This is a genomic window from Blastococcus sp. HT6-4 (genome assembly GCF_039679125.1).
Taxonomy (GTDB): Bacteria; Actinomycetota; Actinomycetes; order Mycobacteriales; family Geodermatophilaceae; genus Blastococcus; species Blastococcus montanus.
Genome location: NZ_CP155551.1, coordinates 2,556,186 through 2,570,183, shown reverse-complemented (window position 1 = coordinate 2,570,183; position 13,998 = coordinate 2,556,186). Strand labels below are relative to the sequence as shown.

General features: G+C 73.8%; 15 protein-coding genes. 9 read left to right on the top strand and 6 right to left on the bottom strand.

Annotated elements, in window-relative coordinates:
* Nucleotides 1–22: 22 nt before the first annotated feature.
* Entirely contained in the window at nt 23–529 is a 507-nt protein-coding gene (locus tag ABDB74_RS12370) for a hypothetical protein (RefSeq protein WP_346618856.1), read from the top strand.
* 8 nt (nt 530–537) lie between these two features.
* Here ABDB74_RS12370 and ABDB74_RS12365 read toward each other — a convergent pair whose 3' ends face one another.
* Nucleotides 538–1,326: a crotonase/enoyl-CoA hydratase family protein gene (locus tag ABDB74_RS12365; protein ID WP_346618855.1), complete on the bottom strand. Its 789-nt coding sequence runs from the start codon at nt 1,324–1,326 to the stop codon at nt 538–540.
* 69 nt (nt 1,327–1,395) lie between these two features.
* Between ABDB74_RS12365 and ABDB74_RS12360 the strand changes: the two genes are divergently transcribed.
* From ABDB74_RS12360 to ABDB74_RS12345, 4 genes are all read left to right on the top strand, one after another.
* Complete coding sequence (locus tag ABDB74_RS12360) at nt 1,396–1,815, top strand: hypothetical protein (RefSeq protein WP_346618854.1); 420 nt, start codon at nt 1,396–1,398, stop codon at nt 1,813–1,815.
* Between the two features lie 116 nt (nt 1,816–1,931).
* On the top strand, nt 1,932–2,636 hold the full coding sequence (locus tag ABDB74_RS12355; RefSeq protein WP_346618853.1) for a beta-ketoacyl-ACP reductase: 705 nt from the start codon (nt 1,932–1,934) through the stop codon (nt 2,634–2,636).
* Nucleotides 2,636–3,409: an enoyl-ACP reductase FabI gene (fabI, locus tag ABDB74_RS12350; RefSeq protein WP_346618851.1), complete on the top strand. Its 774-nt coding sequence runs from the start codon at nt 2,636–2,638 to the stop codon at nt 3,407–3,409. The genes ABDB74_RS12355 and fabI overlap by 1 nt, the downstream gene beginning before the upstream one ends.
* Nucleotides 3,410–3,478: 69 nt before the next feature.
* Nucleotides 3,479–4,621: a ferrochelatase gene (locus tag ABDB74_RS12345; RefSeq protein ID WP_346618850.1), complete on the top strand. Its 1,143-nt coding sequence runs from the start codon at nt 3,479–3,481 to the stop codon at nt 4,619–4,621.
* A gap of 99 nt (nt 4,622–4,720) precedes the next feature.
* Here the strand turns inward: ABDB74_RS12345 and argG are convergent, their stop codons facing one another.
* Both argG and ABDB74_RS12335 read right to left on the bottom strand, forming a co-directional pair.
* Entirely contained in the window at nt 4,721–6,169 is a 1,449-nt protein-coding gene (gene argG, locus ABDB74_RS12340) for an argininosuccinate synthase (RefSeq protein ID WP_346618849.1), read from the bottom strand.
* Nucleotides 6,170–6,218: 49 nt separating this feature from the next.
* Nucleotides 6,219–6,950, bottom strand: coding sequence for a hypothetical protein (locus ABDB74_RS12335; protein ID WP_346618848.1), 732 nt, complete (start codon nt 6,948–6,950; stop codon nt 6,219–6,221).
* A gap of 73 nt (nt 6,951–7,023) precedes the next feature.
* On the opposite strand from ABDB74_RS12335, the gene ABDB74_RS12330 reads away from it, so the two are divergent.
* A complete protein-coding gene (locus tag ABDB74_RS12330; protein ID WP_346618847.1) occupies nt 7,024–7,461 on the top strand; it encodes an NfeD family protein in 438 nt (145 codons plus the stop codon).
* A gap of 78 nt (nt 7,462–7,539) precedes the next feature.
* On the top strand, nt 7,540–8,769 hold the full coding sequence (locus ABDB74_RS12325) for an SPFH domain-containing protein (RefSeq protein WP_346618846.1): 1,230 nt from the start codon (nt 7,540–7,542) through the stop codon (nt 8,767–8,769).
* A gap of 92 nt (nt 8,770–8,861) precedes the next feature.
* Here ABDB74_RS12325 and ABDB74_RS12320 read toward each other — a convergent pair whose 3' ends face one another.
* Both ABDB74_RS12320 and ABDB74_RS12315 read right to left on the bottom strand, forming a co-directional pair.
* On the bottom strand, nt 8,862–9,809 hold the full coding sequence (locus ABDB74_RS12320) for an RNA polymerase sigma factor SigF (RefSeq protein WP_346618845.1): 948 nt from the start codon (nt 9,807–9,809) through the stop codon (nt 8,862–8,864).
* Nucleotides 9,806–10,303 carry an ATP-binding protein gene (locus ABDB74_RS12315; protein WP_346618843.1) on the bottom strand — a complete coding sequence of 166 codons (498 nt, stop codon included), beginning with the start codon at nt 10,301–10,303 and terminating at the stop codon, nt 9,806–9,808. Before ABDB74_RS12315 ends, ABDB74_RS12320 begins: the two co-directional genes overlap by 4 nt.
* Nucleotides 10,304–10,525: 222 nt before the next feature.
* Between ABDB74_RS12315 and ABDB74_RS12310 the strand changes: the two genes are divergently transcribed.
* The gene (locus ABDB74_RS12310) at nt 10,526–12,355 is read left to right on the top strand and encodes a SpoIIE family protein phosphatase (RefSeq protein ID WP_346618842.1); all 1,830 of its coding nucleotides are present in this window, start codon (nt 10,526–10,528) and stop codon (nt 12,353–12,355) included.
* A gap of 58 nt (nt 12,356–12,413) precedes the next feature.
* Nucleotides 12,414–13,436 (top strand): DNA topoisomerase IB, encoded by a 1,023-nt coding sequence (locus tag ABDB74_RS12305; protein ID WP_346618841.1) that lies wholly within the window; start codon nt 12,414–12,416, stop codon nt 13,434–13,436.
* 69 nt (nt 13,437–13,505) lie between these two features.
* On the opposite strand, the gene ABDB74_RS12300 is transcribed toward ABDB74_RS12305, so the two are convergent.
* The gene (locus ABDB74_RS12300; protein WP_346618839.1) at nt 13,506–13,904 is read right to left on the bottom strand and encodes an STAS domain-containing protein; all 399 of its coding nucleotides are present in this window, start codon (nt 13,902–13,904) and stop codon (nt 13,506–13,508) included.
* Nucleotides 13,905–13,998 lie beyond the last annotated feature (94 nt).

The following is a 13,998-nucleotide window of genomic DNA, read 5'->3' as shown; positions in this document are numbered from 1 at the left end:
CGGCCTGCCAGGATCGTCTCTCATGGGAATCGACCTGGACTACTTCCTCGCCGAGGACGACGGGGCCGCCGCCCGTGCCCTGTCGCGGCCGGGTGGGCCGCTGGGCCGACCGGAGGTCACCGGCCACCGGAAGACCGGGCTGTTCCGCAGGGAGCCCGTGGTGACGGAGCTCGGTCCCGGCTACCCCGGCTTCGCCTCGCGGGGCGTGGACCCGGTCGTGGCGCTCGGCACGCTCGCAGAACTCCTCACCGGCGTGCCGTACGACTCGGTACAGGAGGATCCGCGGCACGGGGCCGAGATCGCGTGCACTCCGTCCGGGGACCGGATGGTGCTGGCGGTGACCGACGGGCTGCGGGCCGCCCTGGTCACCGTGGACGACACTCGCCTGCGGGAGATCGCGGCGGCGTGGAACCGCACCGAGGAGCTCGCGGACATCCCGCCGGAGGACCTCGTCGAGTTCCTCTCCCGACTCCGGGACCTGGTGCGCTCGGCCGGGGATGCCCGGCTGTACTGCCACGTGGCGCTGTAGGGCGCCGCTCAGCCCTTCCCCAGCCGGCGCCGGACGACGGCGGCCTGCTCCGGCGAGCCGATGAGCGCGCCGATCTCCGCCTGCTCGGCGGCCAGTCCTTCGGCGAGCGGCACCCGGCCGGCGAGGTCGACCAGCCGCTTGACCGCCCGGGTCGCGCTGCGGCTGTGCCCGGCGATCTCGGTGGCCAGCTCCAGCGCGGCGGCGAGCGGGTCGGCGGCCTCGCGGGTGGCCAGCCCGAGCCGCACCGCCTCGGTGCCCGACACCTTGCGCCCGGTCAACGCGAGCTCCTTGGCGACGTCGCGGCCGACCAGCTCGGGCAGCAGCTGCGTGCCGCACATGTCGGGCACGATGCCCCAGAGGATCTCCATCAGCGACAGCTGCGCGTCGGGGGCGACCAGCCGGATGTCGGCGCCGAGCGCGATCTGCAGGCCGCCGCCGAACGCCACGCCCTGCACCGCCGCGATCACCGGCGCGGGGACCAGCGACCAGACGTGCACGGTCTGCTGGGCCAGCGCGCCCGCCGCGCCTAGCGGCTCGCGGGGGACGACGACGCGCTCGCCGCCTTCGGCCATCGCCGCGAACCGGCCGAAGTCCAGGCCGGCGCAGAACGCCCGCCCGGCCCCGGTGAGCACCACCGCCCCGACGTCGTCCCGCTCGACGAGCTCGGTCCCGGCCGCGACGAGCTGCTCGAACATCGCGTGGTCCAGCGCGTTCAGTTTCTCGGGGCGGTCCAGCCGGACGGTCGCCACGCCGTCGGCCACCGTGAGCGCCACCCGGCGCGGGACGTCGTCAGCCATCCCCGCTGTCTACGGGCGGCCCGGTCCGGCTGTCAACGCGCGGCGCGGGCCCGCGGTTAGGGTCCGCGCATGACCTCGGCCGCCCGCACCGCTGCCCGCCTGCTGCTCGGCGCGGTCATGGTGGGCGCCGGCGTGCTGCACCTGACCACCCAGCGGCAGGAGTTCCGGGCCCAGGTGCCCGACTGGTTCCCGGTCGACGAGGACCTGACGGTGGTGGCCTCGGGCGTCGTCGAGATCGCGTTGGGCGTGGCCTTCCTCGTGCTTCCCGGCCAGCGGCGGCTGATCGGTGCGCTGCTGGCGGCGTTCTTCGTGGTCGTCATCCCCGGCAACGTCGCGCAGTACCTCGAAGGCACCGACGCCTTCGGTCTCGACACCGACCGCGAGCGCCTCGCACGGTTGTTCTTCCAGCCCGTCCTCGTCCTCTGGGCGCTGTTCGGGGGCGGCTGGCTGCGGCGATCCCGAGCACCGCGGACCCCCGACGCCCGCTGACAGGCGCCGCCCGCCGGTGCGCGGCGGTGGTTCCGTACCGGCCGGTAGGCGGTGTGACCTGCGACCACGGGATAGGTTCGACGAGTAACCGGATCGTCGGCGCAGGGGAGTGGCACGTGGGCAGGTCGGTGCTGGTGACCGGCGGCAACCGGGGGATCGGGCTGGCCATCGCCCGCTCCTTCGCCGAGCAGGGTGACTCCGTGGCGGTGACCCACCGCGGCAGCGGCGCCCCCGACGGGCTGTTCGGGGTGCGGTGCGACGTCACCAGCGCCGAGGACGTCGACCGCGCGTTCGGCGAGGTCGAGGAGCACCAGGGGCCGGTGGAGGTGCTGGTCAGCAACGCCGGCATCACCCGCGACGGCCTCTTGATGCGGATGAAGGAAGAAGACTTCACCGACGTCGTCGACGCGAACCTGACCGCCGCCTACCGGGTGGCCAAGCGGGCCAGCGCCAAGATGGTGCGCGCCCGCTCGGGCCGGATGGTCTTCGTGTCCTCGGTCGTCGGGCTGCTGGGCTCGGCCGGGCAGGCGAACTACGCGGCGAGCAAGGCCGGCCTCGTGGGCCTGGCCCGCTCGATCGCCCGCGAGCTGGGCAGCCGGAACATCACGGCCAACGTGGTGGCGCCCGGGTTCGTGACCACGGACATGACCGCGGAGCTGCCGGAGGCCCGGCAGCAGGAGATCCTGGGGCAGGTGCCGCTGGGGCGGTACGCCGACGCCGGCGAGATCGCCGGCGTCGTGCGCTTCCTGGCCTCCGACGCGGCGGCTTACATCACCGGGGCGGTCGTCCCGGTCGACGGCGGACTGGGGATGGGGCACTGATGAGCGGGATTCTCGAGGGCAAGAAGGTCCTGATCACCGGCGTCCTGACGGAGGCGTCGATCGCCTACGCGACCGCCCGGCTGGCCCAGGAGCAGGGCGCCACCGTCGTCCTCTCCAACTTCGGCCGTGCCCTGTCGCTGTGCACGCGGATCGCCAAGCGGCTGCCGCAGGAGGCCGCGGTGGTCGAGCTCGACGTCACGGACACCGAGCACCTGGCCACGCTCGCCGACCGGCTGCGGGAGCAGGGCGTCGACCGCCTCGACGGCGTCGTCCACTCCATCGGTTTCGCGCCGCAGGAGGCGATGGGGGAGGGCTTCCCCGAGGTCGCCTGGGAGCACGCCGCGACGGCGTTCCAGGTGTCGGCGTGGTCCTACGCCTCGCTCACCCAGGCCTGCCGGCCGCTGCTGGCGAACCCCTCCTCGGTCGTCGGGCTCACCTTCGACGCCTCGGTCGCCTGGCCGGTCTACGGCTGGATGGGGGCGGCGAAGGCGGCGCTGGAGTCCACCTCCCGCTACGTGGCCCGCGAGCTCGGCCCCGAGGGCGTGCGGTCCAACATCGTCGCCGCAGGTCCGCTGCGCAGCATGGCCATGAAGTCCATCCCCGGCAGCAAGCAGTTCGAGGAGGCATGGGAGGGCCGTGCCCCGCTGGGCTGGTCGGTCACCGACACCGAGCCCGCCGGCAAGGCCGTCGTCGCGCTGCTGTCGGACTGGTTCCCGGCCACCACCGGCGAGATCGTCCACGTCGACGGGGGGTTCCACGCCGTAGGCGTGTGACCCGTCACAGAGCCACTCCGCCGGACCGCGCGTGCATCCGGCGGCACCCCGCAAGAGGAAAGAACCCACGTGCCCCGCGCCATCGTCGACATCACCCCTGCCGGCCAGCGACCCGACGAGGACCCCTCGCTCGCCGTCCGCAACAACGGCGGTGTCCCGCCGTCGGCCGAGCCCGCCCCGCCCGGCCGGCGGGAGGCGCTGCTGCTGCTGTCGTTCGGCGGTCCCGAGGGCCACGACGACGTCATGCCCTTCCTCGAGAACGTCACCCGCGGCCGCGGCATCCCGCGGGATCGGCTGGAGGAGGTGGCCGAGCACTACCACCACTTCGGTGGCGTCAGCCCGATCAACGACCAGAACAAGGCGCTGATCGCGGCCCTGGAGATGCAGCTGCGTGCGGCGGGGATCGACCTGCCGGTCTACTGGGGCAACCGCAACTGGGCGCCCTACGTCGAGGACGTCTGGCAGCAGATGACCGACGACGGAATCCAGCACGCCTACGTGCTCGCGACGTCGGCCTACGCGTCCTTCTCCGGCTGCCGGCAGTACCACGAGGACATCGCCCGGGCCCGCACCGCGCTCACCGGGGATGCCGCGGCGCCCGGGGGCCCGACCGCCGAGAAGCTGCCGCACTACTTCGACGCCGATGGCTTCGTGCGGGCCAACGCCGAGGCCCTGACCGCGGCGCTCGCCGAGCTGCCGGACGACGTCCGGGACGGCGCCCGCGTGGTCGCCACCGCGCACAGCATCCCCGACACGATGGCCGCCGTCGCCGGGCCGGAGGGCCACGCCTACGAGGCCGAGCTGATGGCCGCCGCCCAGCAGGTCGTCGACCTCGCCGCTCCCGGGCGGGCGTTCGACCTGGTGTGGCAGAGCCGCAGCGGCCCGCCGTCGGTGCCGTGGCTGGAGCCGGACGTCAACGACCACCTGACGGCGCTGGCCGAGGCCGGCGAGAAGGCCGTCGTCCTCTTCCCGGTCGGCTTCGTGAGCGACCACCTCGAGGTGATCTGGGACCTCGACAACGAGGCGAAGGAGACCGCCGAGGAGGTCGGCCTGGCCTTCGCCCGCGCGGCGACCGCCGGCACGCACCCGGAGTTCGTGCGGTCGCTGGTCGACCTGCTCGCCGAGCGACGGGCCGGCGGCGAGCCGCGGCTGGGCACCAACTGCCCCGCCAGCTGCTGTTTCGTGCCGCCCCGCCCGCGCCCGACCAGCTGACGTAGGGCCCCGGCGCTCTGCTCCGGGGGTGTTGTTCGCGCTGAGGGGGTGCTGCAGGACCCCCTCAGCGCGAACAACACCCGCGAAGCGCGGCCGCCCTCAGTCGGTGCCGGACTCCATCGCGGCGCGGTCGAGCAACTCGTCGTGCGCGGAGACCTCCCCGCGCGAGGCGATCGCCTCGGCACCGCCGGGCTCGGAGGCGTCGATGAGGCCGGTCGCCGCCGCCTGGGCGGCCCCGATCGCGGTGGGCGTCGCGCCGCCGACCATGCCGATCCGGGCGTACTGCTCCAGCCGGGCGCGGGAGTCGGCGATGTCGAGGTTGCGCATGGTCAGCTGCCCGATCCGGTCCACCGGTCCGAACGCGGAGTCCTGCGTCCGCTCCATCGACAGCTTGTCCGGGTGGTAGCTGAACGCCGGCCCCGAGGTGTCGAGGACCGAGTAGTCCTCGCCGCGCCGCAGCCGCAGGGTGACCTCACCGGTGACCGCCATGCCGACCCAGCGCTGGAGCGACTCCCGCAGCATGAGCGCCTGCGGGTCCAGCCAGCGGCCCTCGTACATCAGCCGGCCCAGCCGCCGGCCCTCGCTGTGGTACGTGGCGAGGGTGTCCTCGTTGTGGATCGCGTTGACCAGCCGCTCGTAGACCACGTGCAGCAGCGCCATGCCCGGCGCCTCGTAGATGCCCCGGCTCTTGGCCTCGATGATCCGGTTCTCGATCTGGTCGGACATGCCCAGGCCGTGCCGGCCGCCGATGGCGTTGGCCGCCAGCACCAGGTCGACGGGGGAGTCGAACTCCAGCCCGTTGATGGTGACCGGCCGGCCCTGCGAGAAGCCGATCGTCACCGTCTCGGGCGCGATCTCCACCGACTCGTCCCAGAACCGCACGCCCATGATCGGCTCGACGGTCTCGATGCCGGTGTCGAGGTGCTCCAGCGTCTTGGCCTCGTGGGTGGCGCCCCAGATGTTGGCGTCGGTGGAGTAGGCCTTCTCGGCTTTGTCGCGGTAGGGCAGGCCGTGCGCGACCAGCCACTCCGACATCTCCGTGCGCCCGCCGAGTTCGGTGACGAAGTCGGCGTCCAGCCACGGCTTGTAGATGCGCAGCCCCGGGTTGGCCAGCAGCCCGTAGCGGTAGAACCGCTCGATGTCGTTGCCCTTGTAGGTCGAGCCGTCGCCCCAGATCTGGACGTCGTCCTCGAGCATCGCCCGGACCAGCAGCGTGCCGGTGACCGCCCGGCCGAGCGGGGTCGTGTTGAAGTAGCTGCGGCCGCCGGACCGGATGTGGAAGGCGCCGCAGGTCAGCGCGGCCAGGCCCTCCTCGACCAGCGCGGCGCGGCAGTCGACGAGCCGGGCGAGCTCGGCGCCGTACGCGGTGGCCCGTCCGGGCACCGAGGCGATGTCGGGCTCGTCGTACTGCCCGATGTCCGCCGTGTAGGTGCAGGGCACCGCCCCCTTGTCGCGCATCCACGCGACGGCGACGGACGTGTCGAGACCGCCGGAGAACGCGATGCCGACGCGTTCGCCGGTCGGGAGGGACGTGAGCACCTTGGACACGAGCACAAGTATTCATGGCGATGCATGACCATGCACACGCGGGGGTGGTTCAGCGGGGAATCGCGTTGTACGCCGCCACGACCGCGTCGCGGACGGCGTCCGACAGCGGCCGGAGGGCTGCGTCCCGGGCGCTGGCCTGGACGCGGTTGACCGCCCCGCCCGGTGCGTCGGACGTCGCCAGGTCCAGCACGGCCGCCAGCCGCTGCGCCCGGCCCAGCACCGACAACGCGAGCGGGTCGTGGTCTGCGGGCAGCCCGGGCGCCGGCTTCGGCCGGGCCAGGTCGGCCAGCAGCGCCGGCACCTCGGGGTGCCAGCGGGCCAGGTCGAGTCCGGCCAGGGTGCGCGCCGCGTCGCCGACGGCCAGGTCCAGCGCGCCGGACGCCGCCCGCAGCGTCCCCTCGACGGGCGGGGCCGGAGCGGCACCGTCCAGCGGGAACGCCGTCCAGGCCACCACCTCCGGGCCGGGCCGCGGCACGAGCACCACCCGATCACCGACGGCGGCCTGGCCGGCTTCCAGGCCGGCCGGCGCCAGCCCGGGGACCGCCGGGAGGCCGCGCACGTCGCCGGGCACGGGCAGCACCAGGCGCAGCCGCCGCTCGCCCAGCCCGCGCAGCGCCGCCAGCGCCGTGCCCAGCGGCGCCGCCTCCGGGTTCCCCGGCATCCCGGCCACCAGGTGGGCGTGCGCACCGGTGAGCGCATCCAGCGCCTCGTCGTAGGAGGTCCGTCCGGACAGCCAGGCGGTGGCCCAGACCGCGAGGCGGCCGGCGGGGAAGTCGTGCACCGGCCGAGGCTACGTCGGCGCGGCCGGGTGGCTCGGAGCCGACCAGGGGCCGAAACTCTGCGAGACTCGGGCCATGGCTGCCTGGCTGCTCTGGCTCATCGGTGCGGGAGTGCTCGCCGTCGGCGAGATGCTGACCCTCGACCTCGTCCTGCTCATGCTGGCCGGCGGCGCGCTGGGCGCGATGTCGGTCGCGCTGCTGGGCGGGGCGACGTGGCTGCAGCTGATCACCTTCATCATCGTCTCGGGGGCGCTGCTGGTCCTGGTCCGCCCGATCGCGGCCAAGCACCTCACGAACCGGACCCCGCTGCAGCTCGACGGCGTCGACACCCTCATCGGCCAGACCGCGAAGGTGACCCAGGACGTCGATTCTTCCGGCGGGCGGATCCGGCTGGGCGCCGACGAGTGGACCGCACGCACCCAGCACAGCGGCGAGAGCTTCCCCGCCGGCACGACGGTGCGGATCCTCGAGGTCGAGGGCGCCACGGCGGTCGTCGGCGACGCGCTGGAGTGATCCGAGACCCCCTGGTGCTGACCGGGGTGGACACGGCGGGGGAGGATCGACGGTGACCCCCGACGAAGGGAGCCCGCTGTGGATGCGGCACTCATCGCACTGATCGTCGTCGCCCTGCTGGTGATCGTCGTGATCGCCAAGAGCGTGACCATCGTGCCCCAGGCCCAGGCCAAGGTCGTCGAGCGGCTGGGCCGGTACAGCCGGACGCTGTCGCCCGGTCTCTCCCTCCTGGTGCCGTTCATCGACCGCGTGCGGGCGACGATCGACCTGCGCGAGCAGGTCATCTCCTTCCCGCCGCAGCCGGTCATCACCGCCGACAACCTCCAGGTCGGCATCGACACCGTCGTCTACTTCCAGGTCACCGACCCCCGGCTGGCCGTGTACGGCATCGCCAACTACATCACCGGCATGGAGCAGCTGACCACCACGACGCTGCGCAACGTGGTCGGCGGGCTGAACCTGGAGGGCGCGCTCACCGGGCGCGACGGAATCAACAGCCAGCTCCGCACCGTGCTGGACGGCACCACCGGCCCCTGGGGCCTGCGGGTCGCCCGGGTGGAGATCAAGGCGATCGACCCGCCGCCCTCCATCCAGGACTCGATGGAGAAGCAGATGCGCGCCGACCGCGACAAGCGGGCGATCATCCTGACCGCCGAGGGCGCGCGCCAGTCGGCGATCACCACCGCCGAGGGCGAGAAGGCCGCGGCCATCCTCTCGGCCGAGGGCAAGAAGCAGGCCGCCATCCTCGAGGCGGAGGCCGAGCGGCAGAGCCGCATCCTCAAGGCCGAGGGTGAGCGGGCGGCGCTGTACCTGCAGGCGCAGGGCCAGGCGAAGTCCATCGAGACGGTCTTCCAGGCGATCCACGACGGCAAGCCCGACCAGGGGCTGCTGGCCTACCAGTACCTGCAGACGCTGCCGCAGATCGCCCAGGGCGACGCCAACAAGATGTGGATCGTCCCGAGCGAGTTCAGCAAGGCGCTGGACGGGCTGGCGAACCTGGGCGGCGCCGCCGAAGGGAAGTCCTGGATGGACGTGCCGGCCGGCGACGGCGGCAGCGGCCCGAAGGACGGCGGGCTCGACACCAGCAGCTGGTTCGAGTCGCAGCTGCCCCGGGCGGCCGACCAGCCCGAGGCGAAGATCGAGCTGTCCAGCATCACCGACACCGCGCCCGCGGTGCCGACGCCGCCGCCGCTGTCCCAGGTCGCCCAGGACGTGCGGGAGAGCGGTCCGGCTGCCGACCCGCGCAACCGGAACGGCAGCACGGATCCGGACGCGCCGGACGGCCCGCCGCAGCTGCCCCCGCAGTAGCCCGTCCCGACGTCGGACGCCGGTGGCCCGGAACCGCACGGGTTCCGGGCCACCGGTGTTCGCGGCCACTCGTCCAGGGGACGACGGACGGCTCAGTCCTTGAGCAGGCCCTCGCGGAGCTTGGCCAGGGTCTGGCTGAGCAGCCGGGAGACGTGCATCTGCGAGATGCCGATGTCGGCGGCGATCTGCGACTGCGTCATGTTGCCGAAGAACCGCAGGATGAGGATCCGGCGCTCACGAGCCGGGATCGTGGCCAGGAGCGGCTGCAGCGACTCCCGGTACTCCACGCCCTCGAGTGCGGCGTCCTCCGCGCCCAGCGTCGCCGCCAGCGTGGGGGAGTCGTCCTCGCCGGAGAGCCGCTCGTCGAGCGAGCTGCTGCGGTAGGCGTTCGCGACGGCGAGCCCCTCGAGCACCTCGGCGCGCGGGATCCCCAGGTGCTCGGCCAGCTCGCTCGGCGTGGGCGCCCGACCGTTCTTCTGGGCGAGCTCGCCGACGGCGGAGTTCAGCGACAGGTGCAGCTCCTGGAGCCGGCGCGGGACCCGCACCGACCAGCCCTGGTCGCGGAAGTGCCGCTTGATCTCCCCGGTGATCGTGGGCACCGCGAAGGACAGGAACTCCACCCCGCGGGTGGGGTCGAACCGGTCGATCGCGGCGATCAGGCCGAGCGTGCCCACCTGGAGCAGGTCGTCGAACGGCTCACCGCGGTTGCTGAACCGGCGGGCGAAGTGCCGGACCAGGGGCAGGTGCTCCTCGACCAGGATCTCCCGCAGCCGCTCGCGCCGCGGGTCGTCCTTCTCCAGCGTGGCCAGCTCCGCGAACAACGGCGCGGTGCGCTCGGCCCGGCGCCGGTTCTCCGACAGCGGCGGTGTGTCGGCCTCGACGGCCGGCTCGGCGACGGCGGGCTCGGCGGTAGCGGGCTCGGCGGCGGCGATTTCCTCCACGGCGTCGGCCGAGGGCTCCTCGGCCGGCGTCGCGTCGGCGCCGGGGGTGGCGTTCAGCGGCTCCTCCTCGAGGGAGTCGGCGGCGGCCGACCGGGTCACCGGGCCACCGAGAGGTTCTGCCCCGAGTCGCTCCCCGTCTCGGCCGGCCTGTGCCCGGGCAGGTACTTGACCAGGGAGATCACGGCCACCGGGGCGTCGGAGCCGTTCCCCGCGGGCACCTCGCCCTGGCTGGACCGGCGTCCCTCGACCGCGTCCACCAGCGCCGCCAGGACGACCCAGCCGAAGCCGTCGGTCGGCACCTCGGTGCCGGAGGCGGTGGGAACCCAGGCGTCGATGCGGAGACCGGCGCGGGTGGTCTCGAAGACGACCGTCAGCGGGGCGTCGCCGAGGGCGATCGTCGTCAGTGTCGCGCAGGCCTCGTCGACGGCCAGGCGGAGGTCCTCCACCGCGTCGAGGTCGTAGTCCATGCGCATCGCCAGGTCACCGGCCATCGCCCGCACGGCGGGCAGCTGGGTCGGTGTGGTGGGCACCCGCAGCTCCAGCCGCTCCACACGTCGTCCGTCCTGCGCGAGGGTGCCCCTCGAGTCGACCATCCGTCGTCCGCTCCTTCGTTCCCGGCGCGCTCGGCTCTCGAGTCGCGGCGGTCCGTCGTGTCGGGCGGTCGGGCCACCGGCGGGGCCGGACCGTCATCCCGTTGGCACAAGACTGCTGGTTACCCGCGGCACCCGGCCGCTGAAACCTGCCCGCCGCCGCGATGTCGATCACGATCCGGGCGCGGTTGCCGCGGGCGGGACGCTGTTGTTTCCTGGCCCGAGATGAGCGCCAGTTCCGGCAGTCTGCCACCCGCACCCGACGGCACCCTGGACACGGGGTCGGCCGTCCTGCTCGCCGCGCTCGAGAGCGCCCCCGACGCCGTCTTTTGCCTGGCGTCCGACGGTGCGGGACCGCTCTGGGCCAATGCGCGGGCGCGCGCGCTGGACGCGGGGCGCAACGGTCTGCCCGAGGTCGCCGGCCGGCCGGTGGCCGACCTGGTGGACATCGCCATCAGCACCGGCCGCCCGGAGACGGCGCACGGGGCCCTGGGCGTCGACGGCCCCCTGGCCACGGTGACCGCCCGCCCCATGACGGTGGCGGGGGAGCCGGGGGCCGTCGTGATCGTCGAGGAGTTCGGTACCGACACCGCCGGCAACGTCCACCTCGCGCAGCTGTCGTTGCTCCCGCCGTCGTTGCCGTTGCTCCCCGACCTGCGGCTGTCCGGCAGCTACCACCGGGCGACCGACGTCTCCGTCGCCGGCGGTGACTGGTACGACGCGGTGCCGCTCGGCAAGGGCAGGGTCGCGCTCGTGGTCGGCGACGCCGTCGGGCACGGGGTCCCGGCGGCCGGGGCGATGAGCCGCCTCCGCGGGGCGATGCGCTCCACCCTCCTGCGCGACCCGGAGCCCGGCGCGGTGCTCGGCGCGCTCGACGACTTCGCCGCCCAGATGGACGACGTCGAGGGCGCGTCGATCTTCTACGGCGTGCTCGACGCCGCCACGGGGTGGCTCGTGTACAGCGCGGCCGGGCACCCGGCGCCGTTGGTCATCGGGGCCGACGGGGACACGTCGTTCCTGGAGGTGACGCCGCGCCCGCCCCTCGGCAGCCTGCCGGGCGCGCCCACGCCGGTGCACGAGGACCGGCTGCCGCAGGGCGCCACGCTGGTGCTCTTCTCCAACGGTGCCGTCCTCGGCACCGCCGACGCCCCGGCGGAGGCGCTGGACCGGCTCGGCGAGGTCGCCCGCGAGGTGCTGGCCGTACCCGGTGCCCTGGACGTGGAGGCCGGCAGCGGCCTCGCCGCGGCCGTCGCCGAGGGCGTTCGCCGGCCGCACGGCTGGCTGGACGACGTCGCCGTCCTGGTGGCCCACCGGCGGGCCACCCCGCACGAGTCGCTGCATCTGGACCTGGTGGCCGTGCCGTCGGCGCTCCCGGGGGTCCGGCGCCGGCTCAACGCCTGGCTGGCCGGCCTCGGGATGGGCGAGCAGGACCGGGTGGGCGTCATGGTGGCCGTCGGGGAGGCGTGCGCCAACGCCGCCGAGCACGCCTATCGGGGTGCCGAACCGGGGCCGATGTCGGTGACGGCGAAGGTCGACGTCGACGGGATGCTCACGGTGACCGTCCAGGACCAAGGGACGTGGCGCCCGCCGGACCGGGATCCCGGCGACCGCGGGCGCGGCCTGCTGATCATGCGCCAGCTCGTGGACGGCGTGACGCTGGAGGAGGACCACGGCACCACGGTGACGCTGAGCTTCCGGCTGCGCCGGACGCCCGACGAGGAGCTCGACCAGTACCGGGTCTGCGACAACGCCGAGGTGGTCGTCGACCGGGAGGGCGACCGTCCGGTGGTACGGGTCAGCGGCGCGGTCGACGCCCCGGCCGCCGAGCAACTGCGGATCAGGATGCTCGAGGCCAGCCACGGCGGCGCCGCCCGGATGGAGCTCGACCTGTGCCGGGTGTCGCTGTTCAGCAGCGCGGCGGTGCGGGTGGTGCTGGCGATGGCGCGGATCGCCCGGGACGAGGCCTGGCGCCTGGTGGTGCACGCGCCGGAGGGTGGCGTCACCCGGCACGTCCTGGAGATCAGCGGCCTGAACGGCCTGGTGGACCTGCGCTGAGGGGTGACCCACCGTCGCGGCGGGTTTGCCGACCGCTCACGGTGCTCATCCACCGCCCGTGAGACTGCGGCGCAGCGACGTGCACGGCCCCGGGTACCGACGCCGGCGGGCGGGGCGGGGCTTCGCCTACTACGACACCGACGGTGCGCTGATCAAGGACGACCGGCTCGACCGGATCCGGGCGCTGGCCGTCCCGCCCGCCTGGAAGGACGTCTGGATCTGCCCGTGGCCCAACGGCCACATCCAGGCCACCGGCGTCGACGCGGCCGGCCGGCGTCAGTACCGGTACCACGACGCTTGGCGGGCCCGTCGCGACGCGGAGAAGCACGAGCGGGTGCTGGAGATCGCCCGGCAGCTGCCCGACGTGCGCGACGCCGTCGTCTCGGCGCTGCGCACCCGGGGGTTGAACCGTGAGCGGGTGCTGGCCACCGCGATCCGGCTGCTGGACCTGGGTGCGTTCCGCGTCGGCAGCGAGCAGTACGCGGAGGAGAACGGCACCTACGGCCTGGCCACGCTGCGCCGTGAGCACGTCCGGGTGCGCGGGGAGCGGACCTTCTTCTCCTACACGGCCAAGGGCGGCATCGAGCGGGAGGTCGAGCTGACCGACCGCCCCACGGCCACCGTGGTGCGGCAGCTCCTGGAGCGCCCCGAGGGCACCGGCGAGGAGCTGCTGGCCTACCGGACCGACGACGGCGTGTGGCGGGACGTCACCAGCGACGAGATCAACGCGTTCCTGAAGGAGATCAGCGGAGCGGAGATCACCGCGAAGGACTTCCGGACCTGGAACGCCACCGTCCTCATGGCCGCCATCCTGGCCGAGGTGCCGCCGCCGGCGACGAAGACCGCGCGGAAGAAGGTCGTCAACGCCGCCTACCGGACGGTGTCCGAGCAGCTGGGCAACACACCGGCGGTCTGCAAGGCCAGCTACGTCGACCCCCGGGTGGTCGACCGCTTCGAGCACGGGGAGACCGTGGCCGATGCCCTGCACGCCGCGGACGAGACCCTGGCGACGGAGGGCGTGGCCGACCGGGACACCCAGAAGGTGCTGGAGCAGGCCGTCTGCGCCCTGCTCTCCGGCTGAGACACGACGAAGGCCCCCGCCGCGGTGCGGAGGGGCCTTCGTCGTACGCCGGGACGGGCCCGGCGACGTTCAGCGCGCGGGGCTGTCGGCGATCGTGAAGAGGTCGATCAGGCCGGTCACCTCGAGCGGGCGGGTGACCGCGCGGGTGGTGGCGATCAGGCGCAGCGCGACGTCGCGGCTGCGGGCGGACTTCTGCGTCTCGACGAGGACGGCGAGGCCGGCGGAGCCCAGGAACTGGACGCCGGAGAGGTCGATCACGAGCTCCCGCGGCTGCTGCTCGAGCTGGCTGTCCAGCGTTGAGCGCAGCACGGGGGCGGTGAAGGTGTCCACCTCGCCGACGACCGTGACCGTGACCGTGCCGTCCTCATCGGTGGAGGTCGAGAGCGTGATCACGTCGTCGAAGGGCGCCTCGGTGCCCTCGGTCGACACGTCGGGCTGCCCCTCGGCAGGCAGGTCGGAAGTGGTCACGGACTGTTGCTCCTCTCGGCGGCATCCGGACGGCGGGCCGCCCGGACAATCTACCGCTGTGCGTTCCGGGGACTCGACGTCCCCGTCCCACCGG

Excerpts from the sequence above, each read along its gene's own strand:
- ABDB74_RS12360 (WP_346618854.1), top strand. The coding sequence starts at position 1,396 with ATGACCTCGGCCGCCCGCACCGCTGCCCGCCTGCTGCTCGGCGCGGTC.
- ABDB74_RS12315 (WP_346618843.1), bottom strand. The coding sequence starts at position 10,303 with ATGGTCGACTCGAGGGGCACCCTCGCGCAGGACGGACGACGTGTGGAG.
- ABDB74_RS12330 (WP_346618847.1), top strand. The coding sequence starts at position 7,024 with ATGGCTGCCTGGCTGCTCTGGCTCATCGGTGCGGGAGTGCTCGCCGTC.
- ABDB74_RS12370 (WP_346618856.1), top strand. The coding sequence starts at position 23 with ATGGGAATCGACCTGGACTACTTCCTCGCCGAGGACGACGGGGCCGCC.
- fabI (WP_346618851.1), top strand. The coding sequence starts at position 2,636 with ATGAGCGGGATTCTCGAGGGCAAGAAGGTCCTGATCACCGGCGTCCTG.
- ABDB74_RS12310 (WP_346618842.1), top strand. The coding sequence starts at position 10,526 with ATGAGCGCCAGTTCCGGCAGTCTGCCACCCGCACCCGACGGCACCCTG.
- ABDB74_RS12365 (WP_346618855.1), bottom strand. The coding sequence starts at position 1,326 with ATGGCTGACGACGTCCCGCGCCGGGTGGCGCTCACGGTGGCCGACGGC.